Annotated in this window: 19 protein-coding genes; 10 read left to right on the top strand and 9 right to left on the bottom strand. The window is 66.2% G+C overall.

The genetic code is table 11. The annotated features are described in order from the left end of the window. Positions 1-22 precede the first annotated feature (22 nt). On the top strand, positions 23-1,684 hold the full coding sequence (locus tag KYX69_RS18240; RefSeq protein ID WP_300499874.1) for a helicase HerA-like domain-containing protein: 1,662 nt from the start codon (positions 23-25) through the stop codon (positions 1,682-1,684). A gap of 8 nt (positions 1,685-1,692) precedes the next feature. Here KYX69_RS18240 and KYX69_RS18235 read toward each other — a convergent pair whose 3' ends face one another. The 3 genes from KYX69_RS18235 to queF all read right to left on the bottom strand — a co-directional run bounded on the left by KYX69_RS18235 (position 1,693) and on the right by queF (position 5,857). Next, positions 1,693-2,973 (bottom strand): glycoside hydrolase family 130 protein, encoded by a 1,281-nt coding sequence (locus KYX69_RS18235; protein ID WP_300499873.1) that lies wholly within the window; start codon positions 2,971-2,973, stop codon positions 1,693-1,695. A gap of 41 nt (positions 2,974-3,014) precedes the next feature. Further along, positions 3,015-5,291, bottom strand: a complete 2,277-nt coding sequence (locus tag KYX69_RS18230; RefSeq protein ID WP_300499870.1) for a glycosyltransferase family 4 protein — start codon at positions 5,289-5,291, stop codon at positions 3,015-3,017. Positions 5,292-5,410: 119 nt separating this feature from the next. Further along, entirely contained in the window at positions 5,411-5,857 is a 447-nt protein-coding gene (queF, locus tag KYX69_RS18225; protein WP_066661776.1) for a preQ(1) synthase, read from the bottom strand. A 30-nt stretch (positions 5,858-5,887) separates the two neighbouring features. Between queF and KYX69_RS18220 the strand changes: the two genes are divergently transcribed. Genes KYX69_RS18220 through KYX69_RS18200 form a run of 5 tightly spaced genes read left to right on the top strand, consistent with a single transcriptional unit; the run spans position 5,888 to position 11,951 of the window. Next, complete coding sequence (locus tag KYX69_RS18220; protein WP_300499865.1) at positions 5,888-7,432, top strand: cryptochrome/photolyase family protein; 1,545 nt, start codon at positions 5,888-5,890, stop codon at positions 7,430-7,432. A 9-nt stretch (positions 7,433-7,441) separates the two neighbouring features. After that, positions 7,442-8,278, top strand: a complete 837-nt coding sequence (gene sseA / locus KYX69_RS18215) for a 3-mercaptopyruvate sulfurtransferase (protein ID WP_300499862.1) — start codon at positions 7,442-7,444, stop codon at positions 8,276-8,278. Then, the gene (gene metC / locus KYX69_RS18210; RefSeq protein WP_300499859.1) at positions 8,275-9,468 is read left to right on the top strand and encodes a cystathionine beta-lyase; all 1,194 of its coding nucleotides are present in this window, start codon (positions 8,275-8,277) and stop codon (positions 9,466-9,468) included. Before sseA ends, metC begins: the two co-directional genes overlap by 4 nt. Then, the gene (locus KYX69_RS18205; protein WP_300499857.1) at positions 9,465-10,805 is read left to right on the top strand and encodes a mechanosensitive ion channel domain-containing protein; all 1,341 of its coding nucleotides are present in this window, start codon (positions 9,465-9,467) and stop codon (positions 10,803-10,805) included. Before metC ends, KYX69_RS18205 begins: the two co-directional genes overlap by 4 nt. 9 nt (positions 10,806-10,814) lie before the next feature. Continuing rightward, positions 10,815-11,951, top strand: a complete 1,137-nt coding sequence (locus KYX69_RS18200; protein ID WP_300499854.1) for a GNAT family N-acetyltransferase — start codon at positions 10,815-10,817, stop codon at positions 11,949-11,951. Here the strand turns inward: KYX69_RS18200 and KYX69_RS18195 are convergent. Genes KYX69_RS18195 through KYX69_RS18185 form a run of 3 tightly spaced genes read right to left on the bottom strand, consistent with a single transcriptional unit; the run spans position 11,948 to position 16,834 of the window. Continuing rightward, positions 11,948-13,654 (bottom strand): hypothetical protein, encoded by a 1,707-nt coding sequence (locus tag KYX69_RS18195; protein ID WP_300499852.1) that lies wholly within the window; start codon positions 13,652-13,654, stop codon positions 11,948-11,950. The two genes, KYX69_RS18200 and KYX69_RS18195, sit on opposite strands and share 4 nt — an antisense overlap. A 10-nt stretch (positions 13,655-13,664) precedes the next feature. Continuing rightward, entirely contained in the window at positions 13,665-15,197 is a 1,533-nt protein-coding gene (locus KYX69_RS18190) for a hypothetical protein (RefSeq protein WP_300499849.1), read from the bottom strand. After that, entirely contained in the window at positions 15,194-16,834 is a 1,641-nt protein-coding gene (locus KYX69_RS18185) for a hypothetical protein (protein WP_300499846.1), read from the bottom strand. The genes KYX69_RS18190 and KYX69_RS18185 overlap by 4 nt, the downstream gene beginning before the upstream one ends. 116 nt (positions 16,835-16,950) lie before the next feature. Here KYX69_RS18185 and KYX69_RS18180 point away from each other — a divergent pair, with 116 nt between their 5' ends. Continuing rightward, entirely contained in the window at positions 16,951-17,799 is an 849-nt protein-coding gene (locus KYX69_RS18180) for a metallophosphoesterase (protein ID WP_300499843.1), read from the top strand. Here the strand turns inward: KYX69_RS18180 and KYX69_RS18175 are convergent. Together KYX69_RS18175 and KYX69_RS18170 are read right to left on the bottom strand one after the other, a co-directional pair. Further along, entirely contained in the window at positions 17,756-18,973 is a 1,218-nt protein-coding gene (locus tag KYX69_RS18175) for an argininosuccinate synthase (protein WP_300499840.1), read from the bottom strand. The genes KYX69_RS18180 and KYX69_RS18175 overlap by 44 nt on opposite strands. Positions 18,974-19,006: 33 nt before the next feature. Further along, complete coding sequence (locus tag KYX69_RS18170; RefSeq protein ID WP_300499837.1) at positions 19,007-20,335, bottom strand: MATE family efflux transporter; 1,329 nt, start codon at positions 20,333-20,335, stop codon at positions 19,007-19,009. A 48-nt stretch (positions 20,336-20,383) separates the two neighbouring features. On the opposite strand from KYX69_RS18170, the gene KYX69_RS18165 reads away from it, so the two are divergent. The 3 genes from KYX69_RS18165 to KYX69_RS18155 all read left to right on the top strand — a co-directional run bounded on the left by KYX69_RS18165 (position 20,384) and on the right by KYX69_RS18155 (position 21,898). Beyond that, positions 20,384-20,806 carry a DUF1801 domain-containing protein gene (locus tag KYX69_RS18165; protein ID WP_300499834.1) on the top strand — a complete coding sequence of 141 codons (423 nt, stop codon included), beginning with the start codon at positions 20,384-20,386 and terminating at the stop codon, positions 20,804-20,806. Positions 20,807-20,894: 88 nt separating this feature from the next. Beyond that, positions 20,895-21,575, top strand: coding sequence for a CDP-alcohol phosphatidyltransferase family protein (locus KYX69_RS18160; RefSeq protein ID WP_300499832.1), 681 nt, complete (start codon positions 20,895-20,897; stop codon positions 21,573-21,575). Then, entirely contained in the window at positions 21,572-21,898 is a 327-nt protein-coding gene (locus tag KYX69_RS18155) for a hypothetical protein (RefSeq protein WP_300499829.1), read from the top strand. Before KYX69_RS18160 ends, KYX69_RS18155 begins: the two co-directional genes overlap by 4 nt. A 1-nt stretch (position 21,899) precedes the next feature. Here the strand turns inward: KYX69_RS18155 and KYX69_RS18150 are convergent, their stop codons facing one another. Continuing rightward, complete coding sequence (locus KYX69_RS18150) at positions 21,900-23,126, bottom strand: cyclopropane-fatty-acyl-phospholipid synthase family protein (protein ID WP_300499826.1); 1,227 nt, start codon at positions 23,124-23,126, stop codon at positions 21,900-21,902. Positions 23,127-23,287: the final 161 nt, after the last annotated feature.

Genomic DNA, 23,287 nt, shown 5'->3' with positions numbered 1-23,287 from the left:
TCCTGACCATCGGGAGCGCAGCATGTCGGGTGAAGTCGATCTGTTCATTGGCCTTGGCGGCGGCGAGCGGCAGGCGCTCGTGCTCAAACGGGCCAATCGCCACGGCCTGATCGCCGGAGCCACTGGCACTGGCAAGACCGTGACTCTCCAGGGTCTCGCTGAAAGCTTCAGCCGCGCTGGCGTTCCGGTGTTCGCGGCGGACGTGAAGGGCGATCTCTCCGGCATCGCGATGGCCGGGTCGCCGACCGCCAAAACCCACGAACCATTCAGCAAGCGCGCCGCCGAAATTGGCGAGAGCGACTGGGCGTATGCCGCCGCCCCGGTGCAGTTCTGGGACCTGTTCGCCGAGCAGGGCCATCCCGTCCGCACCACCGTATCGGAGATGGGGCCGCTGCTGCTCGCGCGCTTGCTGGGCCTCAACGACACGCAGGAAGGCGTGCTCGCCATCGCCTTTCAGGTCGCCGACGATGATGGCCTGCTGTTGCTCGACCTCGACGATCTTCAGGCGATGCTGGCCGCATGCAGCGAGCGTGCCGATGAACTGAGCGCCCGCTACGGCAATGTCGCCAAGACCAGCGTCGGCGCAATCCAGCGGCAATTGCTCCAGCTGCGCAGCCAGGGCGGCGCGCACTTCTTCGGCGAACCGGCACTGTCGATTCAGGATTTCATCAAGACCGACGATAACGGCCATGGCGTGGTCAACATCCTCGCCGCCGACAAGCTCATGGCATCGCCCCGACTCTACGCCACCTTCCTCCTGTGGCTACTGTCCGAACTGTTCGAATCGCTCCCTGAAGTCGGCGACCCGGACAAGCCCAAGCTCGTCTTCTTCTTCGACGAGGCGCATCTGCTATTCGAGGAAGCACCCAAGGCGCTGCTCGACAAGGTCGAACAGGTCGTCCGCCTGATCCGGTCCAAGGGCGTCGGCGTCTATTTCGTGACGCAGAACCCGATCGACATTCCCGAGGATGTCGCCGGTCAGCTCGGCAACCGCGTCCAGCACGCGCTGCGCGCTTTCACCCCGCGCGAGCAAAAGGCGATCAAGGCGGCGGCCGAAACCTTCCGCGCCAATCCCAATCTGAATGTCGAAACCGCGATCACTGAACTAAAGGTCGGAGAGGCGCTGGTATCGGTGCTGATGGCCGATGGCGCGCCCTCCCCGGTCCAGCGCACGCTGATCAAGCCGCCGCGCGGCCGCGTCGGCCCGGTGACGCCGGAGGAGCGCAAGATCCTGATCGAAACCGATCTGGTCGGTGCCAAATACGACGCGCGCGTCGACCGCGAATCAGCCGAAGAACTGCTCGCCGCCAAGGCGACCGAAGCTTCGGCCGCCGCCGCCGAAGCCAAGGCTGCCGACGAAGCCGAGAAGGCCGCGCTCGCCCAGGCCAAGGAAGATGCCCGTGCCGCCAAGGAAGCCGAACGCCAGCGCCTCGCCGCGCAGCGCGAAGCCGACCGTCAGGCACGGCTGGAAGAAGCCGCCCGCCGCAAGGCCGAGCGCGAGGCAGCGAACAACCCATGGAACCGCGCGGTCAAATCCGCGACCCAGTCCGCCTCCTCCGCCGCCGGCCGCGCGGTGGCGGGTGAGGTGTCCAAGGCGATCTTCGGCAAGAAATCCGGCGTCGGTGCCAGCGTCGTCGGCGGGATCGTCCGCGGGATTCTCGGTGGGTTGTTCAAGGGGCGGTAACGCCGCCCCTACATCACCGCCAGCAACGACTTGATCGACACGAACGCGAACGCCACCGAGCTGTCCGCAACGCCATAGGGGATGAAGATCGAGTCCCCGTGGCGGATCGCCCCGCACGAATAGACGACGTTGGGGACATAACCCTCGCGATCCTCACTCGCCGCGGCCAGGATCGGCGCACTCGTCCGCCCGATCACCTTCGACGGGTCGTCCTTGTCGAGTAACGCCGCGCCGATCGAATATTTGCGCATCGCGCCGACGCCATGGGTCAGCATCAGCCAGCCCTCTTCCAGCTCGATCGGCGGGCCGCAATTGCCCATCTGGACCAGCTCCCACGGGAATTTGGGCGTGATCAGCTTCACCCCTTCGTCCCAATGGGTCAGGCGGTCGGATTCGATCAGGAAGATATTCTCCCCGTCCTGCCGACCGATCATCATGTATTTGCCGTTCACCTTGCGCGGGAACAGGCCCATGCCCTTGTTGCGCGCGGCGCTTCCGGTCATCGGCACCAGGTCGAACGCGCGCCAGTCGCGCGTGCGCAGCATCTCCGACTGGATCTGCGACCCGTTATAGGCGGTGTAGGTGCCCAGCCATTCCTCGCTGCCATCGTCGTGGCGGAAATGCGTCAGGCGCATATCCTCCAGCCCGTTGGACTGTGCGCGGGTGATCGGGAACAGCAACGTGCCGGACAACGTCGAATCGCGGTGGCGATGCACCGTGACCGCGCCCTCGGGCACATCATTCTCGTCCCCGAACGTGTCCGCCGCGGTGGCAAAGGGCGGCTCGGGCGCGAGCGTCATGTCATTGGTGTCGGTGATGATCCCCTCACGAAAGGCGACCGAGGAGATATGCCCCTCTCCCACCGCGCGCAGGCTCATCAGGATGCGCAGGCTGCCCTTGGGCATCCCCGACTGGTCGTAATGCGGCACCGCGCTGGGGTTCATCAGCGCCGCCGCAGCATAGCTATATTCGTGACAGAAATAGGCGCCGATCAGCTGACGCTTCTCATCCCCGATGTTCGCGCCATCAAGACCCATCTGCGCCTCGATCTCGTCATAGCGGGTCATGAACACACGCCGTGTCTGCCAGTGGCGCGCCTCGAAATCCTTGAGCACCGCGTCGAGCTGGCCGCGCGCCTCGCCGGGCGACATGTCGAGCACCGCGCGCACCAGTCGTTCCATGCGCGAGGGTGCGCCGTTCACCGACTGCCAGGCGATATGAAACGGGCGGACGACGACGCGCGACGGGTCGGCGCGCAGGCGCAAGGGATGGTGGTAAAGATCGATCATGCGTCCCCCGGGGCCGAACTGCGCTGTGCCGTCCGGTTTCCCTAAGCGACGGCTTGTGCCCTAACTGCCATGTTTTGCGTGCGCTGCAACAGATCGGTCATCGCGCAACTCGCCAATTGCAGCGCAAGAATCGATTCCGCCCCCTGATTCCGGTTCAGCCCGTGCGGCGTAAGCCCGTCGAAACACCCGCCATCGGCGGTGCTGGCGAGCGGCAGGTCGAGATCGTTCTGCCCCAGATACCAGCGATAGGCGCGCTGCGCCTCGTCGACCCAGCGTGCGTCATCCGTCGCGTGATAGGCGGCCCCACACGCATCAATGGTCGCCTGCGCCTCCAGCGGCTGCTGATCGAACGGCATAGGGTCGGCATAGGGGCGCCCGAAACTCTCGGTCCCGATCGCGCGGAACCGACCCTCGGGCGAGGTCTGCTGCCCGACGATCCAGCCGAGTGTCGACAGGCCGCAGGCGGTGAAGTCCGGCCGGTCGAGCGCACGCCCCGCGCGAATCAGTGCCTCGGGCAGCCGGGCATTGTCATAGGCGAGCACGATCTCGAACCATTCCCATTCGGGCCGCCGCGCTTCGTCCAGCAATGCGACCAACTCATCGCCAAATCGCTCCAGCAAAGTCCGCGACAGTGCATGCCCCGGATGCGCATCCAGCATCGCCGCTGCGCCCAGCATCGCAAAGGCGCGCGCACGCGGGCTGCCAAAGTCGAACGCAATCGACGCCGTCTGGTCGAACAGGATGCGGCCCCAGTCACGATACTTGGCGTCGCGCGCTTCGGCGGCGGTGACGCCCAGCGCCCACAAGGCACGCCCGTTCGAATCCTCCGACCCTTCATCCTCGCACCAGCTGCGATCGAAGCGCATGAAGTTGCGGAAGCGACGCGTATCCGGGTTCCAGGCGAACTGGACAAACGCCGCATAGACGCTGGTCCAGCGGTCGCGTTCGCTGTCACCCACCGTGTCGATGCGGTGCATCAGGATCAGCGCGCGGGCATTGTCATCGATGCAATAGCCATGGCGCCGGTCGGGCACGGCATAGATCGAATGCTGGAGCATGCCGGTCGCGTCGCTCATCCGCTCGACCGCGCGAAAATCGGTCGGCAGCACGCTGGCACGCTGCGCTGGTCCCGGAGTGATGCGCGGCGGGCGCGTATCGCGGACTTGACCCAGCAGATCCGCGACCGCCTCCGCGATCCGCGGCCAGATCATTGTCCGCCCACGCTGATACGCCCGCTCCGCCATTGCAGACCGTGCTTCATCATCATCGAGCAACGCGCCGATCGCCTGCGCGAACGCACCGCTGTCGCCGAACGGCACCAGTACGCCATGATCGTCGGCCAGGATCTCGGTCGCATGGACATAGGGGGTGGACACCACCGGCTTCCCCATCGCCACGGCGTAGGACAGGGTCCCCGACGTGATCTGAGCCGGATTGGGATAGGGGGTCGCGTAGATATCCGCCGCCTGCAGATAGTCGAGCAGTTCATCCTGTTCGACAAAGGCGTTCACGAACGCGATGTGCCGCTCGACCCGGAGCTGCGCGGCGAGTGCGTGCAGCCGGTCGCGATACGCCTCTCCCTCATGCGCGACCAGATTGGGGTGGGTCGCGCCCAGAATGACGTAGAGTGCGTCGGGATGGCGCTCGACAATCGCGGGTAGCGCCTCGATCACCGTCTCGATACCCTTGCTCGGCGCGAGCAGACCAAAGGTCAGGATCACCTGCTGCCCATCCCAGCCGAAGCGGCCCTTCATGCTGTCCGGCACGACATAAGCGCGGTCGGGGACGCCATGCGGGATTACCATCACCTTGCGCGGATCGACGCCATGCGCGCGGCGCAGAATATCGCGTCCCTTCTCCGCCATCACGATCACCCGCGCGGCGCGGCGCAGCAGCGCCTCCATCACCCGGCGCTCGTCCGGGTTCGGTGCTTCCAGAACCGTGTGCAGCGTCGCGATCACCGGCAGCCCGCTGCGGTCGAGCAGCGCGAGCAGATGGTCGCCGGCCGACCCGCCATAAATGCCATATTCGTGCTGGACCCAGATCGCCTGCGCGCCCGACGCATCAATGGCACGGGCCGCGTCGAGATAGGCGGCGCGGTCGTCCTGTGGGATCGTAGCGGTCACTGCGCTGGGAAAGTCATAGCTGCCTGGGCGATCGTCCATCGCATAGACATCGACCCGCATGTCGGGGAAGCGGCTGCGCATCGCCTCAAAACTGTCGGTGGTGAAGGTCGCCAGCCCGCATTTGCGGGGCAGGAAGTTCCCGATCAGCGCGATGTGATCGACCCGGTCCGATAACGGCGACGTTCGCGTCATCCCGAATTCCTTCGCAGCAGCAACATGGGTTAAGCCCGGAAATTGGGCGTGCGATCTCCAAACGTTATCGTGACACTATGGTTGCATCGATGCTGCATTGCAACATCGCGAAATCGGGCTCAGCCGCGTCCGCGATAGCCCGGCACGTCCTGCGCCGGAATCCACACGCCCGCCGGCTGCTCGCCCGACTGCCAGAACACGTCGATCGGAATGCCACCGCGCGGATACCAATAACCGCCGATGCGCAGCCATTTCGGCTTCATTTCATCGAACAACCGCTGGCCGATCCCGACCGTGCAATCCTCGTGGTATGCGCCATGGTTGCGAAAGCTGCCGAGAAAGAGTTTGAGCGACTTGGATTCGACGATCGTGTCCCCCGGCACATAATCGATCACCAGATGCGCGAAGTCCGGCGCCGCCGTGATCGGGCAGAGCGAGGTGAACTCGGGCGAGACGAACCGGACGAGATAATCGCTTCCCGGACGCGGGTTGGGAACATAATCGAGCACCGCCTCTTCGGGCGATGCGGGGAGCGCGCTGGTCTGGCCTAGGAATTTGGGTGTCATACCGCGCGATGTAGGAAAGGCGTTGCGGAAATGAAACGGGGGATCGACACGCTGATACCGGTCCTGGGCGACCAGCTCTCGCCCGGCCTGTCGGCGTTGCGGAATGCCGACCCGGACAGCAGCGTGATCCTGATGATGGAGGTCGAGGAGGAAGCGACCTATGTCCGCCATCACAAGAAGAAGATCGCGTTCCTGTTCGCCGCGATGCGCCATCATGCTCAAGCATTGCGCAATGCCGGATGGCAGGTCGATTATGTCCGCCTGGATGACCCCGACAACAGCGGCAGCCTGACTGGCGAAGTCGCCCGCGCGATCGAACGCCACCGCCCCGCGCGCATCGTCGCCACTGAAGCCGGCGAGTGGCGCGTGCGGCACGGCATGGAGCTGTGGCCGGACAAGTTCGAAATGCCCGTGGAGATCCGCGAAGAAGATCGCTTCATCGCCAGCCATGCCGAGTTCGACGCCTGGGCCGATGGCCGCAAGCAGCTGCGCATGGAATTCTTCTACCGCGAAATGCGGCGCAAGACCGGCCTGCTGCTCACCCAAGGCGGCGAGCCGGAGGGCGGCCAATGGAATTTCGACAAGGAAAACCGCAAACCCGCCGCGCGCGACCTCACCATGCCGCAGCCGCTATCGTTTGCGCCGGATGATCTGACGCAGGAGGTGATCGCTCTAGTCGCCGACCGCTTTGCCGATCATCCCGGAACGCTGGACGGGTTCGACTTTGCGGTGACGGCGCAAGATGCCGAGCGGCAGCGCGCGCATTTCCTGCGCTATGCCCTGCCGCAATTCGGCGATTATCAGGACGCGATGCTGACCGACGTGCCGTTCCTGTGGCACTCGCTGCTGTCGCCCTACATCAATTGCGGACTGCTCGATCCGCTCGATCTGTGCCGCCGGGTCGAGGCGTCGTACCGCGGCGGCCACACCCCGCTCAACGCCGCCGAGGGCTTTATCCGCCAGATCATCGGCTGGCGCGAATATGTGCGCGGCATCTATTGGCGCGAGGGGCCGGACTATACGTCGCGCAACTTCCTGGAAGCAAAGCGCCCCCTCCCCGGCTTCTACTGGACTGGTAAGACCGACATGCACTGCATGGCGCAGGCGATCGGTCAGACGCTGCAGAATGCCTATGCCCATCATATCCAGCGGTTGATGGTGACGGGCAATTTCGCGCTGCTGATCGGTGCCGATCCCGCCGACGTTCAGCGCTGGTATCTCGAAGTCTATGCCGATGCCTATGAATGGGTCGAGGCGCCAAACACGCTGGGAATGAGCCAGTTCGGCGATGGCGGATTGCTGGAATCGAAACCCTATGCGTCGTCGGGCGCCTATATCGACCGCATGTCCGATTATTGTGGGCATTGCCGCTATGACGTGAAGGCGCGCACCGGCCCCAAGGCATGCCCGTTCAACGCACTCTATTGGGACTTCCTCGTGCGCAATCGCGAGAAGCTGGGGACCAACCAGCGGCTCGCCATGCAGTACCGCAACTGGGACCGGATGGACGCAGACACGCAACGCGCGCTGCGGGTGCAGGCGAAAGCATTTCTCGCCGGGCTGGATGAAGGCTAGGCTGGAGCAATGAACTCACTCGTTTCGACGCACTGGCTTGCCGAACATCTCGGCGACCCCGACCTCCGTATCCTCGACGCCACCTGGTTCCTGCCGGGCGAGCCGCGCGACGCGGTGGCGGAGTTTGCGTCGGCGCACATCCCCGGCGCGGCATATTTCGACATCAACGCCATCGCCGACCGCGCCAGCCCGCTGCCGACGATGCTGCCCTCGGCGGAGCAATTCGCGGCGCAGGTCGGCGCGCTGGGCGTGGGTGATGGCGACCGCATCATCCTCTACGACAATGCCCCGCACCACACGGCGGCCCGCGCCTGGTGGATGTTCCGCAGCTTCGGCATCGCCACCGCGATCCTTGATGGCGGCTTCGCCAAATGGCGGGCCGAGGGGCAGCCCATCGAAATCGGTGGTGTCTCCCCCGCGCCGCGCATCCTGACTGCAGCATTCGACCCCGGCGGGGTGCGGACCATCGCGCAAATCCGCGCCAACATCGAAAGCCGCGCGGCGCAGTTGGTGGACGCGCGCTCCGCCACGCGCTTTGCCGGGAGCGAGCCCGAGCCGCGCCCGGGCGTCGAGCCCGGCCATATCCCCGGCAGCGCCAACCTGCCCTATTCCGAATTCTTCAATCCGGACGGCACGTGGAAGCACGTCGCCACGCTGCGCGCGCTGTTCGAGGCGGAGGGGATCGAGGTCGAGCGACCGGTCATCACCACCTGCGGATCGGGGATCACCGCAGCGGTGCCAGCGTTCGCGCTGCATCTGTTGGGACATCGCGCCGCACTCTATGACGGAAGCTGGAGCGAATGGGGCGCAGACCCCGACACGCCCAAGGCAAAGGGAGCTGCATGAGCGGCACGGACGACAGCAAGGGTAACGGCACAAAGGTTGTCGGGGCGGGACGCCGGCCCGAATGGACACAGGGGATCGTCAGCCCGCCGGTGTGGCGCGCCTCAACCATCCTCTACGACACTGTTGCCGATATGCGTGCGGCGGGCGGGCGCGACACCCACCACCGGCTGTTCTACGGCCGACGCGGCACACCGACCCAGTGGAGCCTCGCCGAGGCACTGACCGAACTCGAACCGGGGGCGGAGGCAACCTTCCTCTACCCATCCGGCGTCGCCGCAGTCTCCGCCGCGCTGCTGAGCGTGCTCTCGCCGGGCGACGAGCTGCTGCTCCCCGACAGCGCCTATGATCCGACGCGCAGCTTCGCGAACGGCTTTCTCGCGCGCTTCGGGGTAACGACGCGCTTTTACGATCCGATGATTGGCGGCGGCATTGCCGAGCTGATCGGCGACAAAACCCGCGCGATCCTGATGGAAAGCCCCGGCAGCCTAACCTTTGAGTTACAGGACGTCCCCGCCATCGTCGCCGCCGCCAAGGCCCGCGGGGTGACGACGCTGATCGACAATACCTGGGCGACGCCGCTGCTGTTCCCGGTGATCGAACGCGGTGTCGACCTGTCGATCCTTGCCTGCACCAAATATATCGTCGGCCACAGCGACGTGATGCTCGGCAGCGTCACCGCCGCGCCAGCACATTGGGAAAAACTCCGCGACACCAGCTTCGCGCTCGGCCAGACCGCCAGCCCCGACGATGCCTGGCTCGGCGCGCGCGGGATGCGCACCATGGCGGTGCGGCTCAAGCATCACGGCGCTGCTGCGCTGGAGATCGCGCGCTGGCTGGAGACGCGGCCCGAGGTTGCGCGCGTCCTCCACCCCGCTCTGCCCTCCTGCCCCGGCCATGAGTTGTTCCTGCGCGACTTCAAGGGCGCGTCGGGGCTGTTCAGCTTCGTCCTCAACGGCGGGACCGAAGCGGCGCGCGCCGCGCTGATCGACGGGCTGGAGCTGTTCGGCATCGGCTATAGCTGGGGCGGGTTCGAGAGCCTGGCGATCCCGATCGACCCGCAGCGCCACCGTACCGTCACCCGCTGGGAGGCCGAAGGGCTCGCCGTACGGCTGCAGATCGGGCTGGAGGATCCCGCCGACTTGATCGCCGACCTCGCCGCCGGTCTCGACCGTTTCCGGGCGGCGATATGATCCCGCCAGCCCTTGCCAGCTGGCTCGCCGAAAGCGGCTTTGGCGCGCCGACCGCGCCCGACCTGGTCGAAGCAGCCGTTGCCGGCGGCATCGCGATCCTTGCGCTCGCCGCCGGGTGGCTCGCCGGGCGCAGGCTCGGACCGCCGATCGCGGCGTTCTGGCAAGCGCGCGTCGGCAATCATGTCGAAGGGCTGGCGCACCGCATGGGCGCACTGGTCCGCCACGGCAGCGCGGCGCTGCTGCTCGCGATTGCGCTTAATGCCTGGCCCTGGGCGGCGCTTGCGCGGGCGGAACTCGGCTTTGCCCTCGCATCGGCCAGCGCGATGACGATGCTGGTTTTCATGCGCGGGCTGCACATGCCACGCTGGAGCGCCTGGGCGGCGGCGACGGCAGTGTTCGCCGCGATCCTCAGCCACGCGATCGGCGGGTTCAACGTCATTACCGGCACGCTCGACCGGATCGGCATGGATGTCGGCACACGGCGCATCTCGCTGCTCGCCGTCGTCACGATCCTGATCACGGCGATCGCGCTCTACGCCGCGGCACGGCTCGCCAACCGGGTCATCGCCCATTCGATCGCGCAGGCACGCGGGTTCGACGCGACGCAAAAGCTGCTGGTGCAGAAGCTGGCGAGCATCGCGGTCATCGTGGTCGTGTTCTTCTTCGGCATCGACCTGCTCGGGATCGACCTGACCAGCTTCGCCGTCTTCTCGGGCGCGATGGGCCTCGCGGTCGGTTTCGGCCTGCAAAAGACGGTCGGCAACCTGATCGCCGGCATCATCCTGCTCATGGACCGATCGATCAAGCCGGGCGACGTCATCGTGGTCGGCGACAGCTTTGGCTGGGTCAACAAGATCGGCGTGCGCGCGGTCAGCGTCATCACCCGCGACGGCGAGGAACATCTGATTCCGAACGAGAATCTGATGACGCAGGAGGTGGAGAACTGGTCCTTTTCGGACCGCAATGTCCGCGTCCGCATCCCGGTCGGCATCGCCTATGAATCCGACGTCAAGCTCGCGCAGAAACTGATGCTCGAGGCCGCGCTGGAAAGCCCGCGCGTCCTGCAATCGCCCCGCCCCAATGTCTGGATGACCTCGTTCGGCGACTATGCACTGGAGCATGAGATCCTCGCCTGGATCAGCGATCCCGAAGGCGGGGTCGGCAATGTGAAGAGCGACGTGCTCAATCGCCTGTGGGTCAAGTTTCAGGAACACGGTATCGAAATCCCGTTCCCGCAACAGGTGCTCCACTTCCGCAGCAGCAAGGGCGACCGCATCGGCAGCGTCGCGGGCGTACGCAGCGAAACGCCGGTTGGCGGACTGGAGGATGCGCCCTAGATACAGCGCGTGCCGGAACCCATTTCAGCCCGCATCGCCGAAGGAGTCGCGTCGATCCCGGCGGCGCACTGGGATGCGTGCGCGGGCGACAGCAATCCGTTTCTGAGTCACACCTTCCTGTCCGCACTCGAAGCTTCGGGGTCGGTCGGACCGGCGACGGGCTGGCAATCGCTCCCGATCGTGATCGAGGACACAAACGGCATCCCCGCCGCCATCGCCCCCGCCTATGCCAAGAGTCACAGCCAGGGCGAATATGTGTTCGACCACGCCTGGGCCGATGCCTGGGAGCGCGCGGGCGGGCGCTATTACCCCAAGATTCAGGTCGCCGTCCCCTTCACCCCCGTCCCCGGCCCCCGCCTGTTGCTGCGAGATCCGGCACTGGCGCCGGCGCTTATCGCCGGGATCGCGGCGCTGACCGACGCTAACCGCCTGTCTTCGGCGCATGCGACCTTCGTCGATGAAGCCCAGCTGCCGCTGTTCGAGCAGGCCGGGTGGCTTGCGCGCGCAGGCACACAATTCCACTGGCACAATCGCGACTATGCCGATTTCGATGCCTTCCTCTCCGACCTGTCCTCCCGCAAGCGCAAGGCGATCCGCAAGGAACGTGAGCGCGTAGTCGAAGGGCTGACGATCCGGCACCTCACTGGCACGGAGATCACCGAGGCGCATTGGGACGCGTTCTGGGTGTTCTACCAGGATACCGGCAGCCGCAAATGGGGCCGCCCTTATCTCACCCGCGCCTTCTTCTCGCTGCTGAGCGCGGCGATGGGCGACCGGTTGCTGCTGATGTTCGCCGAGCGCGACGGGCGGCCGATCGCCGGGGCGCTCAACCTGATCGGCGGCGATGCGCTTTATGGCCGCTATTGGGGCTGCGTCGAGGACGTGCCGTTCCTTCATTTCGAGCTCTGCTATTATCAGGCGATCGAGGCGGCGATTGCGCGCGGACTACCGCGGGTTGAGGCTGGCGCGCAGGGCGAGCACAAGCTGGCACGCGGCTATGTCCCCGTCACCACCTGGTCGGCGCATTATATTCCCGATCCAGGCTTTCGCCGCGCGATCGAGGAGTATCTCGCGCGCGAGCGCGAGGCGGTGGCGCAGGAGCAGGAATTTCTGGGCGAACTGACGCCATTCAAAAGGGGCGGCTAAGCCTCCTTCTTCGCGCGCTCCCACGCTTCCATCTGCTTTTTCTTGTCGCGTTCCAGAAACTCGCGCACCTTCTGGATCTGGCTGCGATAGGGACCGAGATCGTCGGGGTTGAGTACCGCCGCCGGCTGGCCATGGTCGATCTTGAACAGCGCGCTGTTCCCGTCGCGCCACACCGGGATCAGCCCCGCCTCAAGCCGTTTGTCGTAGGGCGGCGGGCTGATCACCCACAGATAGTCATAGGCATGGCGCGGGAAGCGCGCGAGGCTGACCGCCACGGGCCGCCACCATTCGCGCGGGCATTTGGTGTCGGTGACGATCTGTGACGGGTCATGGCTGAACCCGCGCGCCTGCTTGTAGCGCACCGTGAGCAGTTGCCCCCCCGCCATCGACCATTGGTCATTGGTATAGGCCAGCCGCCGCACCATCGCCATGCCGGGCAGATGCTGGAGCCGCGTCATCGTCCATTCGTTGTAGCAGGTCTCCCCGACAAAGCTCAGCAGCCGCGCCCCCTCCGGCACATGCTCCAGCGCCTTCAATTCGCGGTCATACGACTTGTCGTAGAGATAGTTGCTGTAGGTTGTCGTCCCCATGCGGACGAGGAAGAAGGCCAGTCCCGCCATCGCCAGCACGCTCGCGCCGCGGATCGTCATGCCGGGCTTGGGCCGCAGTGCGATCACCGCAATCGCAATCATGTAGGGCGCGAGCCGCATATCGGCATAGGCCGAGCCGAACACCACGCGCGGCAGCAGGATGAAGACCGCGATCAGGAACAGCGCCGAAATGCCCAGATGCCGCGAATATTCGATGTTCGGATCGCGCAGCCCCTTGAGCAGCACCAGGAACAGCACGCCGAGACAGGCGATGTCGAACAGCTGCCACCGATCGCGCAGCACCATCATCACCCACCAGATCTTGGCGCGCCAGTTGAACCAGTCACCGGTGACGCCGCTGACATCACCCGCGCTGCGCCACATCAGCATCAGCACCGCGGCTGGGACCAGCGACAGGCAGTGGATGCCCGCCATGAACCACGGCACGACCCAGCTCTGCACGAAGTTATCCCGCCAATGGCCAGTGCGCGGCCCGCGCATATCGTGCTGGCGGATCAGCTCGGCGGCAAAGCACAGCACGCCCAGCGTGCCCCAGCCAAAAGTATGGGTCACCCAGATCAGCATGCCGATCGGCACGAACAGCACCGCGCGCAACCGCACCTTGCCCATCCGCGCCAGCCGCAGCCACAGCGCGAAGGCGTTGAGCGCCAGCGCCATCGACAGCGCGAAATTGGCGAACCCGAAATGGAAGGCGTAATTATAGGCCAGCGGCAGTGCGAACAGCGCGGTTGCCGGGATGCGCCCATGCACCTCGCGCGCGATCCACAGCAAGCCGGTGACGGTCAGCACCGGAATGGTGATGACGATCAGCTTGACCGCGAGCTCCAGCCCGAAGATCGGCTCGAGCGGGATGATCAGCAGGTCGAGCCCAAGATTGCCGATCAGGCTCCACTCGAAGTTATACCAATCTTTGAGCCACGGCACCGCTTCATGGCTCAGCTGGACGCGATACCGCGCCATATGGCCGGGCAGGTCGACCTGCGGAGGGATATCCGGCCACAGCAACGGGATCGCCGCCGCGATCGCCGCGAACAGCACGAACCAGCGCGTCTGCCACCAGCGTGGCATCTCGGTCGGATTTTCCCCCTGCATCCGACCGCCTTTACTGCGGCGGCGGACCTGCGGGCAAGCGGCTTGCCGCACGGTCGATCGCATAGAGCGCCGAACCGTCCTGTTTCCAGACGGGCGTCAGGCCGCGCAGCGCCCGCGGCGACGTCGGCGCCTCGATCAGCCAGACATGGGTGAAGGCATCGCGCGGAAAGGCCGCGAGCGCCCGTTCACGCGGGAGGAGGTTGGGGTCGTGCGGGCATGCCTGCACCACCGAAATCTGCGACGGATCATGCCCGAAATAGCCGAGCGGAAGCGTCACCCGCAGCAACGGCGCGCCCTCCATCCGCCATTGATCGTTGGCGAACGCGCCACGCCGCGCCGTGGCAAAGGCGGGAAGATGCGTGCGGCGGCTATGCGCCCAGGGCTGGTCGCAGCCGTCACCGACCAGCGCGAACACCCGCGCGTCACGCGGCAGAGCATCGAGCGCGGCAAGCTCGCGCCGCCAGTCCACATCGTAGAACGCGAAGCTCACAGTCGTGCCGAGCGTGCGGACGATGAAAAATGCGAGGCCTCCGAGCGCGATGATACGAACTGGCGCACCCTCGCGTGGGGTCAGCCCCGCCAGCGCCACGGCAAAGGCAAAGGGGAGCAGGCGCAGATCGGCATAGGCCGAACCGAGCAGCGTGAACGGCAGCAGCAGGAAGGCGAGCACGGTCAGTCCAGCCGCCGCCGCTGCCTGCGGCGCGAACCGCCCCGCTTGCCCCCGGATACCGGCATAGATTGCCATCACGATCACCAGCAATGCGGGCAGGTCGAGCCAGATCCAGCGGTCGCGCAGCACGCTCCCTAGCCCCTTCAGCTTGGCGACCAGGTCGAAGAAGCGACCCGTGTCCGCAGGTGCGCCTCCCCCTTGCCAGGCCAGCATCGCGAGAACTGGCGGCGCAAGTGGAAGCGACGCGATGGCGGCGTCGAATGCAGCGCGCAGGATCTTCCGGTCCTTGGCCCGCACAGCCCATTCGCCCGCAAAGACGAACAGGCCTAGCATCGCCCAGCCCATCGCATGGCAGGTCCACACGACCAGCCCGAACGGCACGAACACCGCTGCGCGCACGCCGATCCGATTCAGTCTGCCCAGCCTTAGCCAGAACGCCCAGCCGCCGAGCGCCAGCGCCATGCCGAAGCAGTAATTCACGAACCCGAACTGAAACGGGTAGCCGTAAGCCAGCGGCAGCGCGAACAGCGCCCATGGGCTCACCCGCCCGGTCAACTCGCGGCTGAGCCAGAGCAGCGCGCCGGTGGTCAGCACCGGGATCGCGATCACCACCAGCTTCACCGCTGGTTCCAGCCCCATCAGCCGCGCCAGCGCGGCGACCAGCAGGTCGACACCCAGATTGCCGACCAGTCGCCACTCGAACGCATAATAACGGTCGAGCAAGGCCGCCTCGTCGCCGAGCATCACGCGATACCGCCCGATATGGCCGGGCAGATCGGTCAACGGCGGCACGGCGGGCCACAGCAATGGCAGCGCCGCGAGCAGCATTGCGGCGGCAAAAAACCACCGGCGTTCCCACCAACGCCCGGTCATCGCGCCACCCGATAGACGCTCGCGCCCGGGGCAACCGGGGTCAGCCACTCCGGCGGCGTCCCCGCCCGCAACGCGGCGCGCAGCGATCCGGCGGGCGGCGCGCCCAGCTCGTCCCACGCCCCGCCGCATGTCGCGATCAAGTCGATCCGCAACCGCTTCGCCTCCGCCCGCGCCGCGCCAACCGGCAGGTCGATCAGCCGATAGACCGCCAGATTGTCCTGCGCATTGCGATGGTAGGGCGCGGCAAGCACGCGGTGCCGCGTCTCGGCCAGTGCATAGGCGCCCAAGTCGATCGGCGCGGCGAGCGTCCCGGTCGGCTGCGCGCCAAGCTGTGCCAGCACCGCCCCGCCATCGCACGTCGCAGCGGGCATCGGTGGAGCGACCAGCCCACCCAGCGCCGGATAGAAGAACCCTGCCGACGCGATCCAAGCCCCCGCCAACGCCAATGCGCCCCGCTCGCGCGCGCAGGCGATCAACGCCGCCAATCCCGGCGCGGCGAGCAGCGTCCCGGCATAGATGCCGCGCAACTGAACCAGTGCCAGCGCCAATGCGGCAAGCTGGAACCCGGCCAGCACCGCCCAGCCCGTGCCGCGCGTCCGCCACCACTGCCAGTATGTCGCGGCCAGCCCCGCCAGCGCCAACCCGACATAGCCGATCGCATGATCCAGCGGCGCGTCAAACAGCGGCTGCGCCTCCGCCACCCGGCTCAGCCACAGCCGCTCCAGCAACGGATCGACCCCGCCATAGGGCGACAGGCACGCAGGCGAGAGCGTGAGCGCGACGGCTGTCGCGACGCCACTCAAAGCAACGGCGGCAACCAGCCGCGTCCGAAGCGTGCCAAGCCAGCGTCCGGAAAGCGCCAGCGCGAGCGGCGCAACCGCCGCCACCTGCGCCGCCCGCCACAACGGCGCAGCGAACGCATCGCAGGTCGCGACACCCCACCCGCTCGTCCGAAACAGAAATGCCGCCAGCGCTAGCCCGGCGACCAGCGATGCACCATAGCCCAGCAGACGAAGCCGCTCCCCTGCCCCGTCTGCGACCCAGCGCAGCGCCAGCACCGCGCCACCCAATGCCAGAAACGGTGCAGTCTCCATCCCCACTGCCAGCGACGCAACACTCGCCGCACCCGCCGCAACGCCGCTACGCCACCCGTCGGGGCTAATCACGGCGCGGACGAGGACGAGCAGCAACACCAGCTGCAGCCCATGATGATCGATCCGCCCGGGCAGAAACAGCGCGCTCGCCGGATAGGCCAGCGCCGCGACGATCACCGCCACCGGCGCCGAAACCGCCAGTCGCCGCGCAATCGCCGCGATCAACATCAGTGCGGCGCCGAACAACAGCAGCGGCCACAGGATCACGGCGACCAGCTCCGCCACCTGCGCACCCGCGACCGGCGTCAGGATCGCAATGATCGCCCCGGGCACCAGATCGGGCAACCGCGACCAGTGCATCTCCAGCCCCGCCGCGCCCAGCCGATGCTGCGCCAGATCGCCAAACCCCTGGCCACCCAGCCAGTCGCGAATCTGCTGCAACCGCATCACATCATCGGTATCGGGTAGCCGCAGCACCGACAGCGCCGCCCAGTCCCGCCACGCCCACACGGCAGCGAGCAGCAGCGCCAGCCCCGCCGCCATCGCGTTATCCCGCCAAACCGTGGATCGCCCCGCCCCCATGGGCACTCGCTATCCCATCCCGGTTAAATTTCGTCGAGCGTCATTGCGAACCCCGCCCCTGCGGCTAGGCTCGGCGAATGAAGCGCATCCTCCTGTTCGGCCTGTTTCTCGGCCTTGCACTGGCGGGCTATGGCTATTGGGGCGCGTTGCGCGATCCGATTGTCCGACGCGCCACCGTCGAAATGGCGGATTGGCCCAAAGGACAGGCGCCACTGCACGTCGCACTCCTCAGCGATCTCCATGTCGCGGGACCGGATATGCCGCCCGAACAGCTTGCCCGGATCGTCACCCAGGTGAACGCGCTGAAGCCGGACTTGGTGCTGATCGCCGGCGATCTGGTCAGTGACAAACGCGTCTCGACGCACCGCTACAGCGAGGCTGAAGCCGTTGCACCGCTTGGCGGTCTGCGCGCGCGGCTCGGCGTGGTCGCGGTGCTCGGCAATCACGACCACTGGCGCAGCACCGCCGGCATCCACCGCGCCCTGAAGGCCAATCATGTTACCGTGCTGAGCAACAGCGTCACCCGCCGCGCCGGACTGATCCTCGCCGGGGCGGATGACGACTTCACCGGTCGCGCCGATCCGGCGGCACTCGCCCAAGCCGTCGCACCGCTCAAGGGGCCGGTGGTGACGCTCAGCCATTCACCGGATATCGTGCCCCAGTTAGCGGGACGCTTCGGGCTGATCCTCGCCGGCCATACGCATTGCGGCCAGATCGCGCTGCCGCTGATCGGGCGGCCCGCCACCATGTCGCGCCATGGCGACCGTTTCGCGTGCGGCCTGATCCGGGAAGGCGGCCGCACGATCGTGGTCAGCGCGGGGCTCGGGACCAGCCTATTGCCGGTCCGCATCGGCGCCCCGCCCGACTTATGGCTGCTGACCCTTACTGGCCCCGCCGCCCCAACAACCGCAGCCGCAGCGCGTTGAGCTTGATAAAGCCCGCCGCGTCGCGCTGGTCGTACGCGCCCTGATCGTCCTCGAACGTCACAACTTTTTCGCTGTAGAGCGAGTAAGGCGATTTGCGCCCGACGACATAGACCCCGCCCTTATAGAGCTTCAGCCGCACGGTCCCGGCGACCTTTTGCTGCGAATAGTCGATCGCGGCCTGCATCATCTCGCGCTCGGGCGCGAACCAGAAGCCGTTATAGATCATCTCGGCATAGCGCGGCGCCCATTCGTCCTTGAGGTGTGCGGCGCCGCGGTCGAGCGTGATGCTCTCGATCCCGCGATGCGCGAGATGATAGATGGTGCCGCCGGGCGTCTCGTACATGCCGCGCGACTTCATCCCGACGAAGCGGTTCTCGACCAGATCGAGCCGACCAATGCCATGCTTGCGCCCCAGATCGTTGAGCGCCGCCAGCAGCGTCGCAGGCGACATCGCCACGCCGTTCAACGCGATGCCGTCGCCCTTTTCGAAATCGATCGTGATATATTCGGGCGAGTCCGGCGCGTCCTCGGGGTTCACCGTGCGCGAATAGACATAGTCGGGGGTTTCATCCCACGGATCCTCCAGCACCTTGCCCTCGGAAGAGGTGTGCAGCAGGTTCGCGTCGGTCGAAAACGGCGCTTCGCCGCGCTTGTCCTTGCTCACCTGGATCTGGTGCTGCTCGGCAAATTCGATCAGCTTGGTGCGGCTGGTCAGGTCCCATTCGCGCCACGGCGCGATGACCTTGATGTCCGGGTTGAGCGCATAGGCAGACAGTTCGAATCGGACCTGATCATTGCCCTTGCCAGTCGCGCCATGGCTGACCGCGTCCGCACCGACTTCCTTGGCGATCTCGATCAGCCGCTTGCTGATCAGCGGCCGCGCGATCGAGGTGCCGAGCAGATACAGCCCCTCATACAGCGCATTGGCGCGCATCATCGGGAACACGAAATCGCGAACGAACTCCTCGCGCAGATCGTCGATATAGATATGCTCGGGCTTCACCCCGGCGTTGAGCGCCTTTTGCCGCGCCGGCTCCAGCTCCTCGCCCTGCCCCAGGTCGGCGGTGAAGGTCACCACCTCGCACTGATATTCCTGCTGCAGCCATTTCAGGATCACGCTGGTGTCGAGGCCGCCCGAATAGGCAAGCACCACACGATTGATCTTGTCGGCCATGTCTTCAGCTCCTGAACGCGATTTGCGGGCGCTCTACGTCCGGGGGGCGGCTTCCGCAACACCGGCGAACAGCCGCGGCAAATGGATGGCGAGCAGGGCGGCGCGAAACCCATAGCTCGCTAGCAGCGCCAACCACAGTCCCGTGGCACCAAACGGGCGCAGCAACAGGTCGGTCGCGATGTAGAGCGCCGTCGCCAGGATCGCGGCGTTGCGCAGCGCCCGCCCCTGCGTCGCGCCGATGAACACCCCGTCGAGCAGCCAGGCAGGGACGCCGACGATCGCGGCCAGCGCGGCAAGCGGGAGGACGGCGCGGGCCGCCTCGCGCACCTCCGCATTGGTCGTCAGCAGGTCGATCAGCGCGCCGCCGAAGAATAGCGCGGCGAGCGTCGCCAACAGGCCGAACCCAAGCGAGAACTCCCCCGTCAGCCGGATCGCGCGGAGCAAATCCCCCTTCGCGCGCCTCCCCACCGCCTGTCCCACCCGCGATTCGGCGGTGAAGGCGAATCCGTCGAGGACGAAGGCAAAGATGCTGACCAGTTGCATCAGCACATGGTTGGCGGCGAGCTGGACGGTGCCGAGCCGCGCCCCGGCATTGGCGAGCCACAGGAACAGGGCGAGCAGCGCGATGGTGCGCACCATGATATCGGCATTGACCGCGAACAGCCGCCGCCATGCGCTGCCGTGAAAGAAACCCGCACGCTGGCCGAGCACGGTGCGCGCCCCTGCGATCCGCACCACCAGCACGATCCCCGCGATCAGCCCGACCCATTCGGCAATCGCGGTGCCAAGGCCGACGCCGCGCGCGCCCATGTCGAACTGCCACACGAACAGGATATCCAGCACGCCATTGACGAGGTTGACCAAAATCTGGAGCACCAGCGTCTCGCGCGTGCGGCCGAGCCCGTAGAGCCAGCCATTGATCGCGTAAAAGCCCAGCGCGGCGGGGGCCCCGAGGAAGCGCGCCGTCACAAACTCCCGCGCCGCCGCGTCCAGCGCGCCACCACCCGCCAGCAGGGCAAAGGCAGCAGGGACCAGCAGGATCTGGAGCGCCACCAGCACCGCGCCGATCCCCAGCCCCGCCACGACCCCGCGCACGAGCAGCCCGTCGACTTCCCCGCGCGCGCCGCGCCCATGCGCCTGCGCGGTCAGCCCGGTCATCCCCATGCGCAGGAACCCGAACGCCCAGAAGATGAAGCTGATGATCGCCGTCCCCAGCGCCACCCCGGCCAGCGCAGCCGCGTCTCCGGTCCAGCCGATCACCGCGGTATCGACCAGCCCGACCAGCGGCACCGTCGTTTGCCCCAGCATGATCGGCCAGGCCTGCGCCAGGATCGAACGACGGGTCAGCGGGGCCGATTGCATCGCCACCCTGTGCGGTTAGACTGGCCGAAAATCCAGCGAGGTCATGCCGTGGCGGAGATCAAGACCAAGCCCACCCCCGTCGATGTCGGCGCATTTATCGACGCGGTCGAAAACCCTGTCCGCCGCGACGACGCGAAGAGGGTCTGCGCGATGCTCGAGCGCATCACCGGAGAGCCCCCGAAAATGTGGGGACCATCGATCATCGGTTTTGGCAGCTATCATTATCGCTATGACAGCGGCCACGAAGGCGACATGTGCCGCCTTGGCTTTTCGCCGCGCAAGGCCGAGCTAGTCCTCTACATCCTCACCGGCGAACCCGATGAAGCGGAGAAGCTCGCGCGGCTTGGCAAGCACAAGACCGGCAAGTCCTGCCTCTACATCAAGAAGCTGGCCGATGTGGACATGGCGGTGCTGGAGGAGATCGCCTCCGACGCGCTGAGCTATATGGACAGCAAATATCCGCGCCCATGAGCGGGGCACCGCTCGGACTGGCTGAATCGGGACGCACTCCGTCGATTCACGGCATTGCCCCGCACGCGCGCATGGGCGATAGGGATTTATGACAGATCTGCGACAGGCTCCGCCTGCACTTGACCGGATTCAGCAGAATTGGCTGGCCACCGGTGAGCGCCGCATCCTCAACTGGCTGTGCGCCCACATGCCCCGCGCGATCACGCCCGATATCCTGACAGCAACCGGGATGGTCGGCGCGGTGATGGTGTTCCTCGGCTATGTCGCGAGCAATTGGGGCGTCGCCTGGCTCACCGTTTCGCTGGTCGGCTATGCGGTGCAGTGGTTTGGCGACTCGCTCGATGGCAGCCTGGCGCGCTGGCGCCGCATTGAGCGGCCCTCCTATGGCTATTTCATCGACCATAGCTGCGACGGCCTTGCCAACCTCCTCATCGTCGCGGGGATCGGGCTCAGCCCGTTCGTGACGATGGACGTCGCGATGATCGCGCTGGCGGGCTATCTGCTCATGTCGATCCACGCCTTCCTCTCGGCGCGGGTCGTTGGCGAACTCCGCCTGTCCTATCTCGCCGCCGGACCTACCGAATTGCGCCTGATGCTGATCGGCATGACCGTGATGATGTGGGTACTAGGACCGGATCGCGGGTTGTTTGGCCGCGTCTCGGGCTTTGATCTGTTTGTCGGAACGATCGGCGCAGTCCTGATCCTGCTGTTCGTGATCCAGACGATGACCACCGGTCGTCGGCTGGCGGCGCAGGAGCGGCGGCGGTGATCGCCCTGCTGCTCGCGCTGTCGGCGCTCCAAACTCAGCCCAATCCGACGGATCCCGGCCGGTTCGCGGATTTCGACCTCAACGAAGACGGATCGATCGAGCGCGACGAAGTGCGCGCGCGGTTCGATTTTGAGGCTAGCGCCGAGGCGACCTATCAGGCCTCGCGCCAATCGGCCAAGGCCAGCGCGCCGCGCCCCGCAGTGACCGCGCCGCGCACCGACTGGGCGGCGGCGGACGCGTGGTTCGCGGCGGCGGACAAGGATGGCGATGGCAAGCTCACACAGGCCGAGCTCAACACCCAGCTAGCGGTTTCGCCACGCTAACTCAGCCGCGCAGCCGCGCTTCGTCCTCCGCGATGTAATCGCGCGTGATCGGCAGCGCGGTGCGCGACCGGCTATACTGCAGCTGGTAATTGACCAGCCCGCCATTCTCGAAACTCACCAGCGACCCGGCAAGATAATAGGACCACATGTTGAAGAAGCGCTGATCATACAGCGCGACGATCTGGTCGCGCGCCGCCGTGGCGCGATCATACCAATGCTGCAGCGTGTACGCATAATGCAGCCGCAGCACCTCGACATCGGTGAGGAAGAAGCGCAGATTTTCATGCCCGCGCAAAATCTCCGACAGCGCCGGGATATAGCCGCCGGGGAAGATATATTTGGCGGTGAACGCATCGGTCACCCCCGGCCCGCCCGCGCGCCCGATCGTGTGCAGCAGCATGACGCCTTTGGGCGTCAGCAGCTCCCGGCATTTGGCAAAGAAGGTGCTATAATGGGCCGGACCGACATGCTCGAACATGCCGACCGACACGATCCGGTCGAACTGACCGGTAACGTGGCGATAATCGATCAGCTCGAACCGCACCTTGCCCGCGACGCCCGCCGCCTCGGCGCGCTCACGCGCAACCTTGAGCTGCTCCTCGCTCAGCGTCACGCCCAGCACCTCGGCGCCGGTCTTTTCGTGCAGGTACAGCGCCATCCCGCCCCAGCCACACCCGATGTCGAGCACCGTCATGCCCGGCTGGATCGCCAATTTGGCGGCGATATGCGCCTTCTTGTCCAGCTGCGCCTGTTCCAGGCTGTTCGCCGGATCGGTGAAATATGCCATCGAATATTGGCGATCGGCGTCGAGGAACAGGTCATAGAGCCGCGCCGACAGGTCGTAATGATGCGCGACATTGCGCTTCGACCGCCGCGCCATGTTGATGCGGTCGAGTCGGAAGCGGACGCTATCGAACGCGCGCTTGAATGGGCCCGGCACCAGGTTTCCGGTCGCATCCTCCCATTTGTTGTTCGCGGTGACCAGGCGCAGCAGCGCGAGGATGTCGCCGCGCTCGATCACCAGCCGCCCGTCCATGAAGGTTTCGGCCGCGCCCAGTGCCGGATCGGTAAGGATGCGCCGCGCGACCGACGGGTCAGTAAAGCGGATCGTGACCGGGATAAGGTCTGCGTCCGGCGATCCGAAACTGCGCGCACTGCCATCCGCATGGATGACGGTGAGCTCGCCGCGCTTCACCGCGCGGGTGAAGAAATGATCGATCAGCGCCATGGCCGTCACGCTAGCGATTGAGGTTCGTTTCGCAAGTGCGAAGGTCGCAGGAACGCGTGCTAAAGTCGTATTCAGCAAGGCTGAATCGGCACCGGCCCGCTCCCCCACCCGGCCACCCATAGAATACACTGTCGTTGGGTGGCCGGGTGGGGGAGCGGGCC

This window comes from Sphingomonas sp., assembly GCF_030145815.1.
Lineage (GTDB): Bacteria > Pseudomonadota > Alphaproteobacteria > Sphingomonadales > Sphingomonadaceae > Sphingomonas.
The sequence above is the reverse complement of the archived record's forward strand: the minus strand, read 5'-3'. Positions and strand labels throughout refer to the sequence as shown.

Bases quoted from the DNA above. Each gene is read 5' to 3' on its own strand.
- KYX69_RS18240 (WP_300499874.1), top strand. From the start codon at position 23: ATGTCGGGTGAAGTCGATCTGTTCATTGGCCTTGGCGGCGGCGAGCGG.
- KYX69_RS18235 (WP_300499873.1), bottom strand. From the start codon at position 2,973: ATGATCGATCTTTACCACCATCCCTTGCGCCTGCGCGCCGACCCGTCG.
- KYX69_RS18230 (WP_300499870.1), bottom strand. From the start codon at position 5,291: ATGACGCGAACGTCGCCGTTATCGGACCGGGTCGATCACATCGCGCTG.
- queF (WP_066661776.1), bottom strand. From the start codon at position 5,857: ATGACACCCAAATTCCTAGGCCAGACCAGCGCGCTCCCCGCATCGCCC.
- KYX69_RS18220 (WP_300499865.1), top strand. From the start codon at position 5,888: ATGAAACGGGGGATCGACACGCTGATACCGGTCCTGGGCGACCAGCTC.
- sseA (WP_300499862.1), top strand. From the start codon at position 7,442: ATGAACTCACTCGTTTCGACGCACTGGCTTGCCGAACATCTCGGCGAC.
- metC (WP_300499859.1), top strand. From the start codon at position 8,275: ATGAGCGGCACGGACGACAGCAAGGGTAACGGCACAAAGGTTGTCGGG.
- KYX69_RS18205 (WP_300499857.1), top strand. From the start codon at position 9,465: ATGATCCCGCCAGCCCTTGCCAGCTGGCTCGCCGAAAGCGGCTTTGGC.
- KYX69_RS18195 (WP_300499852.1), bottom strand. From the start codon at position 13,654: ATGCAGGGGGAAAATCCGACCGAGATGCCACGCTGGTGGCAGACGCGC.
- KYX69_RS18190 (WP_300499849.1), bottom strand. From the start codon at position 15,197: ATGACCGGGCGTTGGTGGGAACGCCGGTGGTTTTTTGCCGCCGCAATG.
- KYX69_RS18185 (WP_300499846.1), bottom strand. From the start codon at position 16,834: ATGGCGGCGGGGCTGGCGCTGCTGCTCGCTGCCGTGTGGGCGTGGCGG.
- KYX69_RS18180 (WP_300499843.1), top strand. From the start codon at position 16,951: ATGAAGCGCATCCTCCTGTTCGGCCTGTTTCTCGGCCTTGCACTGGCG.
- KYX69_RS18175 (WP_300499840.1), bottom strand. From the start codon at position 18,973: ATGGCCGACAAGATCAATCGTGTGGTGCTTGCCTATTCGGGCGGCCTC.
- KYX69_RS18170 (WP_300499837.1), bottom strand. From the start codon at position 20,335: ATGCAATCGGCCCCGCTGACCCGTCGTTCGATCCTGGCGCAGGCCTGG.
- KYX69_RS18160 (WP_300499832.1), top strand. From the start codon at position 20,895: ATGACAGATCTGCGACAGGCTCCGCCTGCACTTGACCGGATTCAGCAG.
- KYX69_RS18150 (WP_300499826.1), bottom strand. From the start codon at position 23,126: ATGGCGCTGATCGATCATTTCTTCACCCGCGCGGTGAAGCGCGGCGAG.